Annotated in this window: 10 protein-coding genes, 1 pseudogene and 1 CRISPR repeat array; of the genes and pseudogenes, 2 read left to right on the top strand and 9 right to left on the bottom strand. The window is 33.9% G+C overall.

Annotated features, from left to right (window positions below):
• Positions 1-288: 288 nt before the first annotated feature.
• From AC0LWJ_RS07425 to AC0LWJ_RS07435, 3 genes are all read right to left on the bottom strand, one after another.
• The gene (locus tag AC0LWJ_RS07425) at positions 289-480 is read right to left on the bottom strand and encodes a hypothetical protein (RefSeq protein WP_474238515.1); all 192 of its coding nucleotides are present in this window, start codon (positions 478-480) and stop codon (positions 289-291) included.
• A 608-nt stretch (positions 481-1088) separates the two neighbouring features.
• Positions 1089-1253 (bottom strand): hypothetical protein, encoded by a 165-nt coding sequence (locus AC0LWJ_RS07430; protein WP_474238520.1) that lies wholly within the window; start codon positions 1251-1253, stop codon positions 1089-1091.
• A 384-nt stretch (positions 1254-1637) separates the two neighbouring features.
• Positions 1638-2921 (bottom strand): hypothetical protein, encoded by a 1284-nt coding sequence (locus AC0LWJ_RS07435; protein WP_474238524.1) that lies wholly within the window; start codon positions 2919-2921, stop codon positions 1638-1640.
• Between the two features lie 22 nt (positions 2922-2943).
• Between AC0LWJ_RS07435 and AC0LWJ_RS07440 the strand changes: the two genes are divergently transcribed.
• Positions 2944-3105 (top strand): hypothetical protein, encoded by a 162-nt coding sequence (locus tag AC0LWJ_RS07440; protein WP_474238528.1) that lies wholly within the window; start codon positions 2944-2946, stop codon positions 3103-3105.
• A 135-nt stretch (positions 3106-3240) separates the two neighbouring features.
• On the opposite strand, the gene AC0LWJ_RS07445 is transcribed toward AC0LWJ_RS07440, so the two are convergent.
• From AC0LWJ_RS07445 to AC0LWJ_RS07460, 4 genes are all read right to left on the bottom strand, one after another.
• Positions 3241-4824 (bottom strand): IS1182 family transposase, encoded by a 1584-nt coding sequence (locus AC0LWJ_RS07445; RefSeq protein WP_503031410.1) that lies wholly within the window; start codon positions 4822-4824, stop codon positions 3241-3243.
• Between the two features lie 128 nt (positions 4825-4952).
• A complete protein-coding gene (locus tag AC0LWJ_RS07450) occupies positions 4953-6281 on the bottom strand; it encodes an S-layer homology domain-containing protein (protein ID WP_474240059.1) in 1329 nt (442 codons plus the stop codon).
• A gap of 332 nt (positions 6282-6613) precedes the next feature.
• Positions 6614-13298: direct repeats of the CRISPR family, unit length 30 nt; unit sequence GTTTCAATTCCTTATAGGTAGGCTAAAAAC.
• Positions 13299-13661: 363 nt separating this feature from the next.
• Positions 13662-14252, bottom strand: coding sequence for an HD-GYP domain-containing protein (locus AC0LWJ_RS07455; protein ID WP_474240057.1), 591 nt, complete (start codon positions 14250-14252; stop codon positions 13662-13664).
• Complete coding sequence (locus AC0LWJ_RS07460) at positions 14192-15520, bottom strand: RNA-guided endonuclease InsQ/TnpB family protein (RefSeq protein ID WP_474240055.1); 1329 nt, start codon at positions 15518-15520, stop codon at positions 14192-14194. The genes AC0LWJ_RS07455 and AC0LWJ_RS07460 overlap by 61 nt, the downstream gene beginning before the upstream one ends.
• Before the next feature lie 435 nt (positions 15521-15955).
• Between AC0LWJ_RS07460 and AC0LWJ_RS07465 the strand changes: the two are divergent.
• Positions 15956-17010: pseudogene (locus AC0LWJ_RS07465) on the top strand (IS30 family transposase).
• A gap of 230 nt (positions 17011-17240) precedes the next feature.
• Here the strand turns inward: AC0LWJ_RS07465 and AC0LWJ_RS07470 are convergent.
• Positions 17241-17498: a SpoVG family protein gene (locus AC0LWJ_RS07470; RefSeq protein WP_474237831.1), complete on the bottom strand. Its 258-nt coding sequence runs from the start codon at positions 17496-17498 to the stop codon at positions 17241-17243.
• A gap of 29 nt (positions 17499-17527) precedes the next feature.
• On the bottom strand, positions 17528-17959 hold the full coding sequence (locus tag AC0LWJ_RS07475; RefSeq protein ID WP_474237833.1) for a prepilin peptidase: 432 nt from the start codon (positions 17957-17959) through the stop codon (positions 17528-17530).
• Positions 17960-18027: the final 68 nt, after the last annotated feature.

Consider the following 18027-nt stretch of genomic DNA (forward strand, 5'->3'; position numbering starts at 1 on the left):
CTTTTGTAAAAACTATATCTTTATATATATTCTACATGATTTCATTTAATCCTTCAATTCTATGGTAAAATTAATTTTGAGACAGAAAACCTGTCCTTTTTGTTTAGCTATTCTTCAAAATAATCGTTATCGATTCTCTTTATCTCGTATAGTTCCTGTGTTGTCACACCGACATTAAAATCTATCATATATCCAGCTAATTTATAGCCGTCTATTAAAATTATTTTTTTACTTGTTAATCTTTTAATATATTCTTTAGTTTAATGTCTATTATAATATTTCTTTGCTCTATATTACTTTTATTAAATTTATCAATAAGGTCATGTATTTTTTGAAAATCACTAAGACTTTTTGTTTTTTGTAATTGATATAGTTATTGACTATTTCTTTGCAAAGTTCAATTTGTGAAAGTATGTTTTCTTCTTCATATTCTCTTATTTGTCTTAAAAATTCTTTTTGCCTTTCATTTTTAAATGACATAAATCCCAACTCCCGTGGACTTATAACCAAATAGATACTTTATATTTAAAATATCTCTTAATAATTTCTATATAATTTTATTAATTCTTTCATTATCAAATACATTTTACAATATTTTAAAACTTTTTTTCTCAATCTCTCAAATTGAAAACCTCTTGCTTTTAATGCTTAATAATTTTATTTCTTTTTGATTTTGTTACTAACTTTATAAAATAAATTTTCAATTTGCTTGTGAAAAGTGACAATCCGGGTACGTCCCCACAATGTCCCGTCCCAAGATGGCATTTTCCCAAAAAGCGTAAAACCCAAAAATGAATATACTTAAAGCTATATGTATATGATTTTGCATGTTATATCCTTTAAAATTTCCTTCCATCTCTTCATTACTCATTTGCACCACCTCACTCTTTTAGATTATGCTCCATAAATATATATGTTCAAACAATACTGTGATCCAAACTGACTTCTAACTATTTAACAATACCTGTCAGCATGGCAAATTTTCGCAACTTTGGTCGCATACGCACTACGCACATAAAAATGGAAGGTATTCTTCTTTAATGAAAAATACCTTCCTTAAATTAAATTGATTAATTTAAATAAATCGATTAATAAATAGGTACTGCTTTGTAAATATTACCACTTACTATAGCATATACTGTTCCTGTTTTAGGATCAATTACAAGATAAGAAACTGTTCCCGTTGGTGCTCCATTATTTGTTATTTTAGTGTGAGCCCAAACTGGACCGCTTAATACATATACATAAAGCATAGCAGAAAATTAACAGAAAACGCGAGGTTACGGTTGAATAAGCTTATACTATTAGCCAAGCTTCAAGGCTATAAAATAAAGCCAGCTGTTTAGGATTAACACTTATTTTAATATTTAATTTTTTAAAAAGTCTTCAAAAAATGGCTTGTTTGCTATGCCTTTTTATTCTTATTGCAATTTATACTTTTAATTTCAATATTTATATCCATTATAAAACCGGCTTTCATCTCTCAAATTTATTGGAGAGATGAAAGCCGGTGAATCCTAAATCAACCCCCTAAAATCCACTTACTGTCAATTAATAACTGTTTTATTTGAATTAATAATATAAAATATAGTAGTTAAAATAATTAATTACTCACATTGCATTTAATATTATTGTAATTATTTAACTGTAAAAGTAATTATCTTAGAGCCTCCTATTGTATTACCTTGTTTATCTTCAAATTCTAAGTTTAATGTGTAAGTTCCTGGTTTTGTAAATGTTGTTTTAAATTTAATTGATATACCATCATTTAATTGCTTCATGTTAATTCCATCTTGAGGGAAACGTACAACACCATTGCTGTCTGTAGTAAAGTTAACCTCTGGATTATTTCCAATTGCAATTTTTATTGCTTGATTACTAACCGCATTACTATATGTTGCATCTGATACCGTAAGTGTTGATTTGCATTGTGCATAAACATCATCTGAAACATTGTTTGCTTTGGCAAATACGCTAAACTGACTTTCTTGACCTGCCTTAATATTATTAATATCATTAGAAGTAAAAGAAATCGCTTCTATCGGAATGCCACGGTCATATTTCCCTATTAAATTACCCTGTCCATCTTTTATATATATAGTAAACATATAAGCATTTACTTTGTTAATTTTTACTTTAAAATTTTTGGTTTCACTATAGCCATCTCCTATTGTAAAACCTTGTGTAGAACTTAAAGCTCCATAAACACGATCACATACCGGTATATATTTATTGTTATTTAAAAGTATATCTGACCAAGTACCATTATTGTCATATTGTAATGAAATATCCTTGTTGTCAAAAGGCGCACTTTCACATGCTATTATTTCACATGTTTCAGTCACATTCTTATAAGTTATTCCCGAAACATTATTTTTTATGGTAATATTGAAATTTCCATATAAATCTTGGGTAAAGCTTGATATACTTGATATATTCGATTTAATATCAATTGGTAATGTCTTAACAGTAAATTCAGAAACACCAGATGTGCTATTGCCGTTTATGTCTATAGGATTGCCATATTCATCTGTCACAACATAGTATATTTTATATTCAGTATTTCCATTTAAATCATTAGCATTTAAACCCCATATGATAAGTGCATATGCACTTGCATTATATGGACCAGTTGCCGATAAATCTTTTTCTTGTTTCGGTTTAATAACCCTACAATAATTTATCTTTTTTATTTCATCTATGCTTGGTTTTGTATCTGTTGGCAATTTAACCAATGCATAAACCTGCATGTCTTTTTGAACATTTCTAAATGTAAGATATACAACATTTGAACCAACTGCAGTACTAACATCATATAGTTTTGCGTATGTTGAATTATTTACTGTTGATGTATCTACTGGTCCTGATTTTCCTGTTTTTACCCCGGCAATTATCGCTGTCACATCAGATGCAATATTCATTGTAACAGGTTTTTTATCTATTATGACATTATTTACATTGATGTTTGCAGCATCAATAATACCATTTCCTGTTATTGCTGCGGCTGCATTTACTATAAGAGTGCTGACTTTTGCACCGTCTGCAATATCTATTTTCGAATCTTTGGCTAGGAGTCCACTCGAAAATAACTTATCTGCCGGTTAAGAATTTTTATCATCGCATAAATTATCAGAATAATCTCTATTCAAAGAAATATATATGATTTTGTTATTGATTTTAATATGTATATTATGGCTTTATTGACCTGTTATTGCTATTTTTAATATCCTTAACCATTCTTTAAGCCGTTTTTGGGCAGACTTCCACCTTCTTAATTTGTCTATTACAAATTTTAGAAATATGTTTCGTTATTATTTTGATATTATTGTTTATTGCTACCATTATCATTTGCCATCTTATTTTTAATTTTCCTCTATACCTTCCTTTACGTCCGCCATGCCTGGTAAGTTCTGATATGTTTCTTTCTACATTCGGTCTTTTTGCATAGTCTTCTTTAAATTCATCTGTTTTTTGATATTCCCTTTGTTCTTGTATTTCTTTTTCATACGGATGTATATTTATTGTTCTCCCTTTTTTTGATTTTGTACATTGGTCTTTTAGCGGACAATCATTACACTCTTCTGCTCTAAATTTCACTGTAACTTGCTCATGTTTTTGTGTTTTTTCAGTATCAAATTGTTTTATATGTCCATTGGGACATTCTACTGTTCCTTTTTCTAAATCAATTTTGAATTCTTCTTTTGAAAATCCTCCACTTGGATTTGTTGCTTCCGGCACTCTAATGCAAAAATCTGTTCCTTCTTCTTTCCTTTTTTCTATTTCTTCAAAGTCACTATATGCACAATCTCCATACAGTTTATCTATATCAACGCCGTTTCTTCGGCTTTGTTCTATAAGATCACTCATATGTTCTCCATCTGCTATATTTGCTCCATCAACTTCTATTCCTACTACTACTGAGCCTTTTTCTCCTCCTGTTATAATTTCAGCTTTGTATCCATCTGATAATTTCGATGAGGTCTTTCTTCCATGGCGCATTTCATCATCTACTACTGATATTATTCTGTCTTTTGCTGTTCCTTTTATCATTTTTACATGCCCGTCGTTTGTTATTTCAACATCTTGTAATGCTACTCTTTCTAATAATTCAATTGCTTTTTTTAAATCATCTTTTATATCTTTTTTTGTTTTTATATTTTCTACGAGTGATAGTGCATCTTTAACAAGTTCTTCGAGTAATTTTGCTTTTTCTTTTTCGTTTTCCCATGCTATTTTGGGTTTTTTGATATTTTCTTTATAATCTGTTCTTTTCAGTATTTTTTTCGATTCATCTTCCATTTCGTAAAACTTCATGAAACGGAGAACCATCTTTATCCCTTGGTATATCATAGTGTAAGTATCTTGTCTGGCACAGGAACCCCAAATCATGAATGAATCTATTATGTGTAAGTTGTCTTTATCAAACAGTCCTACTTCTTTTGCCTGACTAATTGTTTTAATGAATATTTCTTTTCCTATTTCGCTGTTAAACAGTCTTTTTCTATGATCACATAATGTTACTGCATCTATTCCATCAAAATCCCGTGGTGCGGTTAATGCATATTTAATTCTGTCATCGAATCGTGATTCTTCTTCCATTTCACGATCAGAATATCCTTTTTCAAATTGTATCAGCATCGCTGTAAATGTATATACCGGAGATATGGATTCTCTGCCATAGTATGAGAAAAGTGGCTGAAACATTTCTTCATTAAGATTATTAAATACCCATGTTCTTAATCTATGATAATAACTATCTTCAGAAATTTTTCCAAGTAACCAATAATCTGAAAATGACATTTGTCTGTCTGCTTTTCCTAACATTTTTATCACCACATTTTTCTTATTATATTATTTATATTATATCATAAAAATAGCTCTTAAGTGCTTATTTCATATGTGTTCAGGAGTATTTTTTATTGTAAATTATATGGTTTTCAATAACATATTTGTTAATTTGTGATTGATGATTTCGAGTGGACTCCTAGACCGCTCACACTTACATTTCCAACAACTCCCTTTTCTATTTTTACCGATACTCCTGGTGCATTGATTCTTATATTCTCAAAATTACCTATTAATCTTATTTCTGAACCTGAAGGAATTGGTCCATCAATAATTACATTTGCAAATCCTTTGTCTGTTATATTGTCTTCTTCAAGGTTTGAACCTGATTGTAATACTACTGAATCTGCTTTTGTCGTACCGCTTGCAACAAGTCTTATTTTCCCGTCATCTTTGTTTACTACTATTTTCCCTAATATGCAATTTTCTAATTCTATGCTGTGTTCGCCACCGCCATTGACTGTTGTTGTCCCTTCTACGATGACGTTTTTAAGTGTTACATTTCCATCCCCGACAGCCTTGCTTATAAGCAGATTGCCTTTTATTGTTGTGTTTTGTAATGTTACATCGGCTGCGCTGATGGTTACATCTCCATTAATGATATTCATGCCTGTTTGCGGACCATAAGTTCCTGCTTTATCATAGATCGTTGATGTTGGTGCTGAACTGCTTCCACCACCGCTACTCCCAGTATTCGATGATATTAAACTGCTTCCACCATCGCTACTCTCAGTATTTGATGGTGTTGGTGTCGGTGTTGGTGTCGGTGCTGGTGTTGGTTGCAAGTTTAATGCCCTGTTAAGTATAACAACCGTTTCTGCTCTTGTTATTGGGTTATCCGGTCCTACTGTATTGTCCGGATAGCCTTTTATTAAGCCATAGTATACGGCTGTATTGACAGTAGCCTTAGCCCAGTCTGAAACCTTTGATGCATCTTTAAAGGCTTTTAATGCATCTTGTGTGACAGGCTGAAGTTTTAAAAGCCTTGTCAGTATTGCTGCTGCTTCTTCTCTTGTTATGGAGTTGTTTGGTCTGAATGTGTTGTCTTCATAACCTGAAACAATATTTGCAGCTTTTGCTTTTTGTATTTCATTGTAAAACCAGTCTGTCGATTTTACGTCTTTGAAGTTTATGTCTGCTGTTTTTGTTAGGTTAAAAGCTCTGTTTGTAAATGTTACGAATTCTGCTCTTGTTACAGGGTTGTCGGGTCTAAAGGTGTTATCTTCGTACCCTGCAATTAGACCTTTTGATGTCCAGTCATTTATTTCTTTTTCTGCCCAATGCCCTTTGATGTCTGTAAATTGCTTGGCTGTTGTTGTGTTTGTCGGAACAGCCAAAGCGGTTGCTGCAATACTTGATACGAGCATTAATATCGCAATGATTAATGCTGATATCTTTGAAAACCGCTTTTTTGTACCTACAAGCATCTCAATCATATTCATCCTCCTCTTATTTTAATTTTTGGCAATTACTATTGCCTTATATATCTGAATTTCAGGAGACAAGATTTCCCCTAAAAATTCATTCTTTATGTTTTGAGAAATAACATTTTTAAATAATTTTGTATTAGAATTTGGCGTTTCAATTCCTTATAGGTAGGCTAAAAACCTAAACTGAAGTCGGAAATCGGATGTCTGATGTCTGAACTTGTTTCGACTTCTATCAACAAATTAAATTTCTGACCTCTCACCTCTTTTTTTCTGACTTCCGCTTTCCATAGGTAGGCTAAAAACTCCCACATTGTGTGGTTTTGCTATTTGTCATTAAGGTTTCAATCCCTTATAGGTAGGCTAAAAACGAAGAATTATATAAAATGTCTATGCAGCACAAATTCGGGTTTCAATCCCTCATAGGTAGGCTAAAAACAGGCAATTAAAACGAAAACAGCAAACAGGGTTTACACGTTTCAATCCCTCATAGGTAGGCTAAAAACTGCTTCAGCTAACTATCAGCAAGAGCCTATTGATATGTTTCAATCCCTCATAGGTAGGCTAAAAACTTAATGCAGCATGTTTATAATACAGGTAATTTTAAAGTTTCAATTCCTTATAGGTAGGCTAAAAACTGGCTATCACCTATATCTTTGTTTTGGAAACAGCTGTTTCAATTCCTTATAGGTAGGCTAAAAACTCAAAAGCAGAGCGCTGAGAAAGTATGTAAATTCAAGTTTCAATTCCTTATAGGTAGGCTAAAAACTAAGGCCATGATGAGTCTCCTCTTTGGTTCAAAGACGGTTTCAATTCCTTATAGGTAGGCTAAAAACCCCCAGGGACGCAAGAACCGCCAGGTCCTCTATGGGTTTCAATTCCTTATAGGTAGGCTAAAAACGAGCAGCTCGTCTATCTTGGCCTCCTGGCGGGTAAGGTGTTTCAATTCCTTATAGGTAGGCTAAAAACTTTCTCCACGTCTAGCTCTTCCAAAGTGTTCTTTTTGGTTTCAATTCCTTATAGGTAGGCTAAAAACTCAAGACCAAATTCCAACTTGCCATCAACCGCTTCAGTTTCAATTCCTTATAGGTAGGCTAAAAACATTATACCCATAGAGGTTACTAACAGCAACATCGGGGTTTCAATTCCTTATAGGTAGGCTAAAAACATTTTTAGTGGATTCTAATATTCAGCGGCTGCTTAGCAGTTTCAATTCCTTATAGGTAGGCTAAAAACGAAGAAATCCCCGCAAGTGAGGTTATGTTTGACTCGTTTCAATTCCTTATAGGTAGGCTAAAAACAATGGATTAGCTCTCATCTTCACAGTGCCAAATTCAAGTTTCAATTCCTTATAGGTAGGCTAAAAACAAAATCGATGGCATATATACGTGGCTTATAGGACTTTGTTTCAATTCCTTATAGGTAGGCTAAAAACTCCATCACATTATCAAAAGTGGGCAATCCGCCTTTTGGTTTCAATTCCTTATAGGTAGGCTAAAAACGGTGAGAAAGGCGATGCAATAGTATCGAGAATTGCGTTTCAATTCCTTATAGGTAGGCTAAAAACATTTTTAGTGGATTCTAATATTCAGCGGCTGCTTAGCAGTTTCAATTCCTTATAGGTAGGCTAAAAACAATGATACTTTTGTCGAATGCTTTTTCTCTGCAAATGTTGTTTCAATTCCTTATAGGTAGGCTAAAAACCATATGTTCCTCATGCGAGGAAGCAATCCTCGCAAGGTTTCAATTCCTTATAGGTAGGCTAAAAACTGGCTTGCTGCCATGGAGAGGTTGGACGCCATGGGATAGTTTCAATTCCTTATAGGTAGGCTAAAAACGTACAACACTGCCCGAGGGTTTCTCCCTCCAGTTCAGTTTCAATTCCTTATAGGTAGGCTAAAAACGTGGCTATGATGCAGGAGCATGTGGATATGGATTACGGTTTCAATTCCTTATAGGTAGGCTAAAAACAACTGCAAAGTCTTATTTCTTGTTCGGGCCATAATCAGTTTCAATTCCTTATAGGTAGGCTAAAAACAAACAACAAAAACGTTCAGAAAGCCAAAGAAAGACTGTTTCAATTCCTTATAGGTAGGCTAAAAACGCGAAATGGCCGGAGCTGCATTGGCGGTAATATTTGGTTTCAATTCCTTATAGGTAGGCTAAAAACGATAAACTTTTTTAGCCTTACTGCTGTTTGCTCCTGTTTCAATTCCTTATAGGTAGGCTAAAAACTCAATACGATATTGCAATGTTTGCTGTTTTTCTTCGTTTCAATTCCTTATAGGTAGGCTAAAAACTTATTACAGAAAATAACTATAAATCCAAGTTAGGAGGGTTTCAATTCCTTATAGGTAGGCTAAAAACTTTGTACTAAATTCACAAACCACATAGTTACATCAGTTTCAATTCCTTATAGGTAGGCTAAAAACCGCTGTTACCTGCGCAAAGCTTGCAAGAATAAAATAGTTTCAATTCCTTATAGGTAGGCTAAAAACTCTGTCACTGCTGTCTTTATCGAATAACAGCCATAGTTTCAATTCCTTATAGGTAGGCTAAAAACCTTGCCTTTGAAACAGATGGATATTTAAAGCAACCTAGTTTCAATTCCTTATAGGTAGGCTAAAAACTTTTTAATGATCCCTGGGAGTTTAGCTTCAAAGACGGTTTCAATTCCTTATAGGTAGGCTAAAAACTCTATGACTGTTTTCTCTTTTTCTTCTTCTACTTCAATGTTTCAATTCCTTATAGGTAGGCTAAAAACATCTTGATACCAATGAAGAATACAACAGGATCAGGGAGTTTCAATTCCTTATAGGTAGGCTAAAAACAAAAATTTTTTCACACATTATCACTTCCTTGTTACGGGTTTCAATTCCTTATAGGTAGGCTAAAAACTGCATTGCGTGCTGGTGCAAGTGCAAATTATTTGTGTTTCAATTCCTTATAGGTAGGCTAAAAACTTAAATCCCTTCAATGAACCGATTATAGAAAAAGGCGTTTCAATTCCTTATAGGTAGGCTAAAAACCTATCCCTCTTGTTCCATACTTTATAGCGCTTATAGCGTTTCAATTCCTTATAGGTAGGCTAAAAACACAGCAAAGAAGCAGATATTACAGAAGCAGAAATTAGTTTCAATTCCTTATAGGTAGGCTAAAAACGAATTTGTATCCCAGTGCAACAGACTATTTTGTTGTTCAGTTTCAATTCCTTATAGGTAGGCTAAAAACTAGTCTACTTGTAGCTTTACAAGCAGTTCCTCTGCATCGTTTCAATTCCTTATAGGTAGGCTAAAAACTATAAAAGCCTGTGGTAATGAGATATTGTGTTTTCCGAGTTTCAATTCCTTATAGGTAGGCTAAAAACTCCTTGTCTAGTTCTTCCATTGCAAGTCGTAAATCGTTTCAATTCCTTATAGGTAGGCTAAAAACTATTTTATTATTGCAAGCTTTGCGCAGGTAACAGCGGGTTTCAATTCCTTATAGGTAGGCTAAAAACAAAGCCTTCTCTGTTTTTATTTCTCTCATACCATTCCTGTTTCAATTCCTTATAGGTAGGCTAAAAACCAGATTAAACAGAAATATAGAAAAGCTATTAGAAAAAGTTTCAATTCCTTATAGGTAGGCTAAAAACACTCCTTATTCTTGGGTATATGTATCGCCAGGTTTATAGTTTCAATTCCTTATAGGTAGGCTAAAAACCCTGATAATCACTGGGCAATAAAAGATATTCAGTGGGCGTTTCAATTCCTTATAGGTAGGCTAAAAACGTTTGTTCTTCATCAAATGACGGAAATACAAGTAAAGTTTCAATTCCTTATAGGTAGGCTAAAAACTCCTTATTCTTGGGTATATGTATCGCCAGGTTTATAGTTTCAATTCCTTATAGGTAGGCTAAAAACTCTCTATTAATTGTGACTGCAACAATTTGTCCATCAGTTTCAATTCCTTATAGGTAGGCTAAAAACCGGCATTTCGGGATATTTCGATGATTTCTTTATTGCGTTTCAATTCCTTATAGGTAGGCTAAAAACTCGCTGCTCTGGATGCAAAGGCAGATTATATTCCATGTTTCAATTCCTTATAGGTAGGCTAAAAACAACTAAAGCGAACAAAAACTTCTCCTCTGCTCTCTAAGTTTCAATTCCTTATAGGTAGGCTAAAAACATAGTAGAACCTAAGCAGTTCGGAATTGTTATCACAGTTTCAATTCCTTATAGGTAGGCTAAAAACATATACATATAAAGGTCTTATATCATATTTTTGTACGTTTCAATTCCTTATAGGTAGGCTAAAAACAGCAGCCGCTGAATATTAGAATCCACTAAAAATATTGTTTCAATTCCTTATAGGTAGGCTAAAAACATGTGTAAGTCGTCATTGGTGCCAAATTTGAAACATGTTTCAATTCCTTATAGGTAGGCTAAAAACGAGGCTATGAAAAAGCTAAAAGAAGGATTGAGACAGCCTGGTTTCAATTCCTTATAGGTAGGCTAAAAACGCGGTGTAGTGAAGTGATAAATTTTGGTCCTAATCTTTGTTTCAATTCCTTATAGGTAGGCTAAAAACGCCAGCTTTCGGACGGAACCCGCTTAAAATTTACCGGAGTTTCAATTCCTTATAGGTAGGCTAAAAACGTAATTTTAGTAGGTTTAGGTTATGCTATTGATTTTGTTTCAATTCCTTATAGGTAGGCTAAAAACTTCCGTATAAGGGTATTTCATCCATCCTGACATTGGTTTCAATTCCTTATAGGTAGGCTAAAAACATTCGCCCAAATGACCGGGACGGGGTTGTCGTACTTGGTTTCAATTCCTTATAGGTAGGCTAAAAACCAAAAAACCCAGGGGATTGCATAAAAGTTGCGGAGGCGTTTCAATTCCTTATAGGTAGGCTAAAAACCGGTTACGCAAACCACGAACGGAAAGCCATGTGCCGGTTTCAATTCCTTATAGGTAGGCTAAAAACTGAGCATTAGCCCGTCGTCAGTCACCTTGTATTTGAGTTTCAATTCCTTATAGGTAGGCTAAAAACTCGAACTCCTCGGTCGCAGAGCCGCGTTTCTTTTTGGTTTCAATTCCTTATAGGTAGGCTAAAAACGATTAATGATCTCGCCGGTCTCGGCATCCACATTGGGGTTTCAATTCCTTATAGGTAGGCTAAAAACAATATACAACCTCTCTTTTTTCTTCTCTTCTTCGTAGTTTCAATTCCTTATAGGTAGGCTAAAAACGACTTATATGAGCTTATTAAACGAGGCGACATTGAGTTTCAATTCCTTATAGGTAGGCTAAAAACTGAGTTAGCAAGCGTATTACATATGTCGACAAGACAAAGTTTCAATTCCTTATAGGTAGGCTAAAAACACGCTTCGCAAATCATCTTCTGTAACAGGCTTGCCTTGTTTCAATTCCTTATAGGTAGGCTAAAAACAACTGAGGTCACCATAGGATTTATAAATGTTTTTTAGTTTCAATTCCTTATAGGTAGGCTAAAAACCTAACAACAATATTTCCGTACCTATCAGCTTTAATAGTTTCAATTCCTTATAGGTAGGCTAAAAACAAAAGAAAAAGAGAGTTAAACAACTCTCTTAAATAGCGTTTCAATTCCTTATAGGTAGGCTAAAAACATACTAATAATCTGCCCAAGAACACCCGACACCCTAGTTTCAATTCCTTATAGGTAGGCTAAAAACTTAATTCCTCCTTCGTATTAAACGAACTAACGTTTGGTTTCAATTCCTTATAGGTAGGCTAAAAACTTGCCGATCAGGTAGAATTTCTGTCACCAAAACAAAAGTTTCAATTCCTTATAGGTAGGCTAAAAACTAATTGTATGCGGATTTCTGGTGCGGTATGTTTTACGTTTCAATTCCTTATAGGTAGGCTAAAAACATTTGTATTGTGCTGTCAATAAGTGTTTGCGAAGCGGGTTTCAATTCCTTATAGGTAGGCTAAAAACTCGGACATACAGGACGGTCTGCATGTCCTATATTGAGTTTCAATTCCTTATAGGTAGGCTAAAAACCATATCCTATCTTCATGTTGTGCTCAACCCCATTCTTGTTTCAATTCCTTATAGGTAGGCTAAAAACGTCAACCCTTTTGGCAGGTATAGCGTTGTATATGCTTAGTTTCAATTCCTTATAGGTAGGCTAAAAACTTGACCCAGGACATGGGGGAACAGATCCGGGAGCAGGTTTCAATTCCTTATAGGTAGGCTAAAAACTGCAAACTGCGCATCTTTTACCAATTCCACGTTCGTAGTTTCAATTCCTTATAGGTAGGCTAAAAACTTAATTCCTGCCCACAGTCCTTGCCCCCATGGCCTGTTTCAATTCCTTATAGGTAGGCTAAAAACCTTATTTCAAAAATTTTAGGACATTCACAAATCGGAAGTTTCAATTCCTTATAGGTAGGCTAAAAACCCGCGTGAAAAGAACATGCAAGCTGATCAGCTTGCGTTTCAATTCCTTATAGGTAGGCTAAAAACCAGGAAACACAGGAAGGAGCCGAGCAACAGCAAACGTTTCAATTCCTTATAGGTAGGCTAAAAACTACCGCATGCAGGTACTTTTTATCATGGTGAAGGATTAGTTTCAATTCCTTATAGGTAGGCTAAAAACCGGGCTTACCTGCTTCAAAATAAGTTCTAAAAATATGTTTCAATTCCTTATAGGTAGGCTAAAAACCAGGACGGGCAAGGGAAAAGATACTTGGTTGTTTTGTTTCAATTCCTTATAGGTAGGCTAAAAACCCAGAGGCGGTTATACCTATCGAAAAGCTTACTTATAGTTTCAATTCCTTATAGGTAGGCTAAAAACTTATTTCTTTAACTCTCAATAAAACCTGCTCTCTTGTGTTTCAATTCCTTATAGGTAGGCTAAAAACAAGCTACCGGCCAGGTTGGATACATCAGCGGGAAAAGTTTCAATTCCTTATAGGTAGGCTAAAAACGTCATGCGCTTGCGCTCTTCCTCGACACGGATCTCTTGTTTCAATTCCTTATAGGTAGGCTAAAAACCCCATTTAAACATACACTATAAAAGCATTTCTTTCGTTACATATTTCCTGTCCATGTCAAGCTTATAGCTTAATTATATGCAAACAACATTATTAAGTCAATACTTTTTAAAAAATTTATAAAGCTGAAAATTTCGTCGTTCCTCCGGACTTTTTGCACTATTAAAGGTCGACGACAAAAATCAGGAACCTTTAAAATATTATTATACATTTTCATTATGTATATTCGACATAAAAGTGAAAAATCCTTCTTTTTATCAAAAATTTTTTACAAATCATTAATTTTTTTAACCCACATCTTCTCAACAAAAAACTCCGGGAATTTCTTAAAAATAATCCAATATTTTTAATGTATTGCCTATATTTACGCAATTCCTGTTATTGTTATGTTATTGATATTTCTTAATTCCAATATTTCTTCTGTTTCAATTATTCTGATCTTCGGTCTTGTAGTATAACCTTCAAAGTTTTCTACCACAATTGCAATCCTTCCGTCACTTAATTTGACACACGTTCCTACAGGATATACTGCTACTTTTCTGCTGAATACAGTTGCAAAATTTGGATCAAACAGTGTTCCCGATCCACCCATAATGTACTCCATAGCCTCGGAAGGCAACAAGCCTTTTCTGTACGGTCTGTTAGAAATAAGTGCGTCATATACATCTGCTATGGCAATTATCCTGCCAAAAACCGATATATGATCACCTGCTTTGCCATTAGGATAGCCTGTCCCATCATATTTTTCGTGATGATCTAATACCGCAATATATGACAAAGCAGGTATAGTGAACCTGTCCTTTAAGTATTGATAACCGCTCAATGGATGTTCTTTGATTTTTTCGTATTCTGAATCGGTTAGTTTGCCTTCTTTGTTCAGGATAGTTTTGTGAACTACATCGCCAATAAATTGGCGAGCTTCGTGCTCCCAATGAAACCTTGATAAAAGTTCCACCGGTACGCAGCCGGGGTGTCCAACCCCACTACTGCCGTGACAGGTTTCCCCGTCCTTTGCAGATACTTTTTCATTATATTGTATGCTCCCACGCAATCAGCATTAAACAGTTTGTTTTCTACAATATACAGCCCTCTTTGTTTGCGGTTTGCTTTATTTGCAGTTTCTTTATTTATTTCTTTTTCATAAGGGCTGCATTGGCTTGTATAGCTTTCTTCTTGCTTTTCTACAATTATTCCTTTATCTTCTGCTTTATATGTTATCAGATTTTCTATTTTTTCAAAAGGCCATTTGTGGAGTTTTTGATTGTTCACGTGTCCTATATCTTTGTTTTCCCGTATATAAGTTATATCTCCTATTATTATTTTCGTTACTCCTTCTTTTTCTGCAATTTCTACAACACGCTTTGTGGCTGCATGAAGCAGATGTTTTATTTGTTTCCTTCTTTTTGCGTATAGATTTTGTATTCTCTTAGTATCTTTGTGGTATTTGTCTTTATTTGCTGATTGTTCGGCATATGCTATGGATTGATAATATGCTATCATTTTGTCAAAATATCTGTTTATGCTTAGTAATTGTCTGCCTGATATGATAAATGTCTTGCCTGTAGTTGTATAACATGTCATAAGGTTATTTATACCCAAATCTATACTCATATATATTTCGTTATCTTCTTTCTGTGTGATGAGCGGTAACTCGGTAATAATATGAACCTTATATATCCTTGTTTTGGATAAAGGCATTATTTCGATGACTTTGGGATATTTGTCTTTATTTTTGTATTCACTGGGTATTGTTATGTAAAGATAATCAACGTTTATATTGTATTTTTCTTTTAAGTATTTTTTCTGCTGTTTGGGCAAAGATAATCTTATTTTACCGTCAATGATTTTAAATCCTTTGTTTAACCATCTTACATTGAAATTTGTATGTTTGTATCTTGGTGGTTTTGGATTTTTTATTCCGCCTGTTTTTCTTAATTTATGATATGACTGCCATGCTTCATGAAGTTGTTTTAATGTTTCTTGTGCTGATTGTGATGGCAGGTTTTTATACCAAAAGTTATTTTTTAACCTTGATTTTTGGTCATACCAGTCAGGGTATTTTTTGTCTTTATTCCAATTTTTTATTTCATAGTTTGCTATATTCCATAGTTTTGATGAAGCATATGCCAAGGAATTTAGTATTATGCTCTGTCTTTTATCAGGGTTTAATTCAAATTGTATAACCCTTTGTCTGAAATCAGGATTGTTTTTCTTTAATCTCAAATCTTCACCCCCTTGTTTTTCATAAGTACTGCTTAAATTTCTGACCTCTCATATCCGATTTTTGACTTCTGTTTTATACGCATGTTCTTACATGAATAAGATTATTTTTCTTCATACATATAGTGTATAATAGTGTATTAATAAAATCAATTATAAGCAGTATTTTTTGATATTTATATCGTTATAAAGCCGGCTTTCATCTCTCCAATAAATTGGAGAGGATTCCCGCCGGTTTGTCCTAAGCTCAGCAAACATCTATTTTGCCTTCTTTTTATACTCATTAATAATTTTTTCTGTCAGTTGTTTTCTCATGCTGTTGTGTATAGGATGGTAAGTTGTAAAATAAAGTGACGGAACAAGCAAAAATTGGACTCATGGTAAATCCGATGTATAATATTAAGTGATAAAACAAAACAATACAAAGGAGATTATACCATGAGTCAATATGATAATATCATAGAATTGAGAAAATATAAACACCTTACAGCAAAAGAAAGATACAAAATAGAGATATTGCTGAAGGAAGGACTAAAACCTTATGAAATGCACAACGAATGGGAAGAGGGACCAGGACAATTGAAAGAGAAGTAAATAGAGGGAAGGTAAGACTTCTAAATTCTGATTTAACATATAGAGAAGAGTACTGTGCAGATGCAGGACAGCGCATATATAATGAAAATGCAAAGAATAAAGGACCTGGTCTAAAGATAGGGAAAGACCATAAACTGGTTAAATATATAGAAAATAAGATAATCAAAGAAAATTACTCACCTGATGCAGTAATTGGAGAGATAAAAAAAAAGAAAATAAAATTTAAAGCCCAAATATGTACAAAGACATTATATAACTATATAGATCGGGGTGATGTATTTCTAAAACTTACAAATAAAGATCTTCCTGTAAAAAAAGAAGGAAAAAAGAGAGACTATAAGAAAATAAAAATACCACATAAAAATCTTAAAGGAACAAGCATTGAAGAAAGACAACCAGAGGTAGATAACAGAAAAGAATATGGGCACTGGGAAATGGATTGTGTTGTAGGAAAACGAGAAGGGAAAGGTGCGGTATTACTGGTATTAAGCGAAAGAAGCATACGAGAAGAAATCATTATTAAAATGCCGGCAAAGACGCAAGAATCAGTTATTGCATCACTTGACAGATTAGAAAGAAAATATGGAAAAGCATTTAAAGAGAAATTCAAAACAATAACGGTTGATAATGGCAGTGAATTCTTGGATTATGAAGGAATAGAAAGGTCTATAAAGTATAAAGAAGAGAAAAGAGTAAAATTGTATTATGCACATCCTTATAGCTCATGGGAGCGAGGGACAAACGAAAATATCAACAAACTAATAAGGCGGTTTATACCAAAAGGGATGGATATAAGCAAGATAAGCAATGCGAGGATAAAATACATAGAAAATTGGATAAACAGCTATCCAAGGAGGATATTTGGATATAAATCAGCAAAAGATATGATGACAGCATAAAAGGCAAAAAGTTTTTTAAGAATCCAGTTGACAACGAGCCTCTCCTATATGATGACCAGCCAGCGAGCCATCCCTCCATGCCCCCGAAGCATGTGCAAGGAGAAAGGCTATGGGGCATAAATGGCTGGCTATCCAGTAAGGCTATCATACAGGAACCTCTCATTATAAACCGCACTTAAAAAACTTTTTGATTAGCTTTGCAATAAACCATATTGAAATGAAATAAGTAATCAATTAACATTATACATATTTACCAAATATTTCACGTCACTTAAACTTGCAATTTTTATGTTGTGTATAGGATGAGCAATATCCTTGAACTCACCTTTTTTATTTTTCACATGTGGCATAGCAGCAAAAAGCCCATTCTTTCCTTCCATCAATTTGATTCCATTAACCACAAAAGCATCATCGAAAACAACTGACAAATAAGCCTTCACCTTTCCTTCCTTTTTGACATTTGCAATTCTTATATTTGTTATTTCCATAAAACCACCCTTTCTGCAAAAAAAAGATGCTAAAAACGTCCTGTCAGTGTTGTGAATACTGTTCCTGCAAAAATAGCAGGTGCAAAGATTGTCTGTGTCTTTAAGTATGTTTTTTCTCTAATCCCTTTAATAAATCCGTAAACAAGATTAATTAAGCTTGCTATAAACAATAAAGGAATTATGTTATGACCATATACGAATGCTAATGCGGTAAGCATCTTAATATCACCGCCGCCAAGGCTTTCAGGTGTTATATAGTATATGGTTATTAATACAGCGAAAATCAGAATCATAAAAACAAAACTTTCCAATAACTTGTCACGGTACAGCACAGCATCTATAAGAATACCGTAGGATAACAGTGCAATAGATACCCAATCGTCTATTTCTTTCTTTTTAATGTCTGTATAAGCTGCATAAGCTGTTAACAATAAGGCAGGAATATATAAATACCACATCATTTATTTTCACCCCTTAAAAAATTTTATTGATTAAACGTGAACGTTCTGCAAGACCCATAAAACCACTT

Source organism: Aceticella sp. 75b-Ac (assembly GCF_056032965.2).

Bases quoted from the DNA above. Each gene is read 5' to 3' on its own strand.
- AC0LWJ_RS07425 (WP_474238515.1), bottom strand. From the start codon at position 480: ATGTCATTTAAAAATGAAAGGCAAAAAGAATTTTTAAGACAAATAAGA.
- AC0LWJ_RS07430 (WP_474238520.1), bottom strand. From the start codon at position 1,253: ATGCTTTATGTATATGTATTAAGCGGTCCAGTTTGGGCTCACACTAAA.
- AC0LWJ_RS07435 (WP_474238524.1), bottom strand. From the start codon at position 2,921: ATGAATATTGCATCTGATGTGACAGCGATAATTGCCGGGGTAAAAACA.
- AC0LWJ_RS07440 (WP_474238528.1), top strand. From the start codon at position 2,944: ATGACATTATTTACATTGATGTTTGCAGCATCAATAATACCATTTCCT.
- AC0LWJ_RS07445 (WP_503031410.1), bottom strand. From the start codon at position 4,824: ATGTTAGGAAAAGCAGACAGACAAATGTCATTTTCAGATTATTGGTTA.
- AC0LWJ_RS07450 (WP_474240059.1), bottom strand. From the start codon at position 6,281: ATGATTGAGATGCTTGTAGGTACAAAAAAGCGGTTTTCAAAGATATCA.
- AC0LWJ_RS07470 (WP_474237831.1), bottom strand. From the start codon at position 17,498: ATGGAAATAACAAATATAAGAATTGCAAATGTCAAAAAGGAAGGAAAG.
- AC0LWJ_RS07475 (WP_474237833.1), bottom strand. From the start codon at position 17,959: ATGATGTGGTATTTATATATTCCTGCCTTATTGTTAACAGCTTATGCA.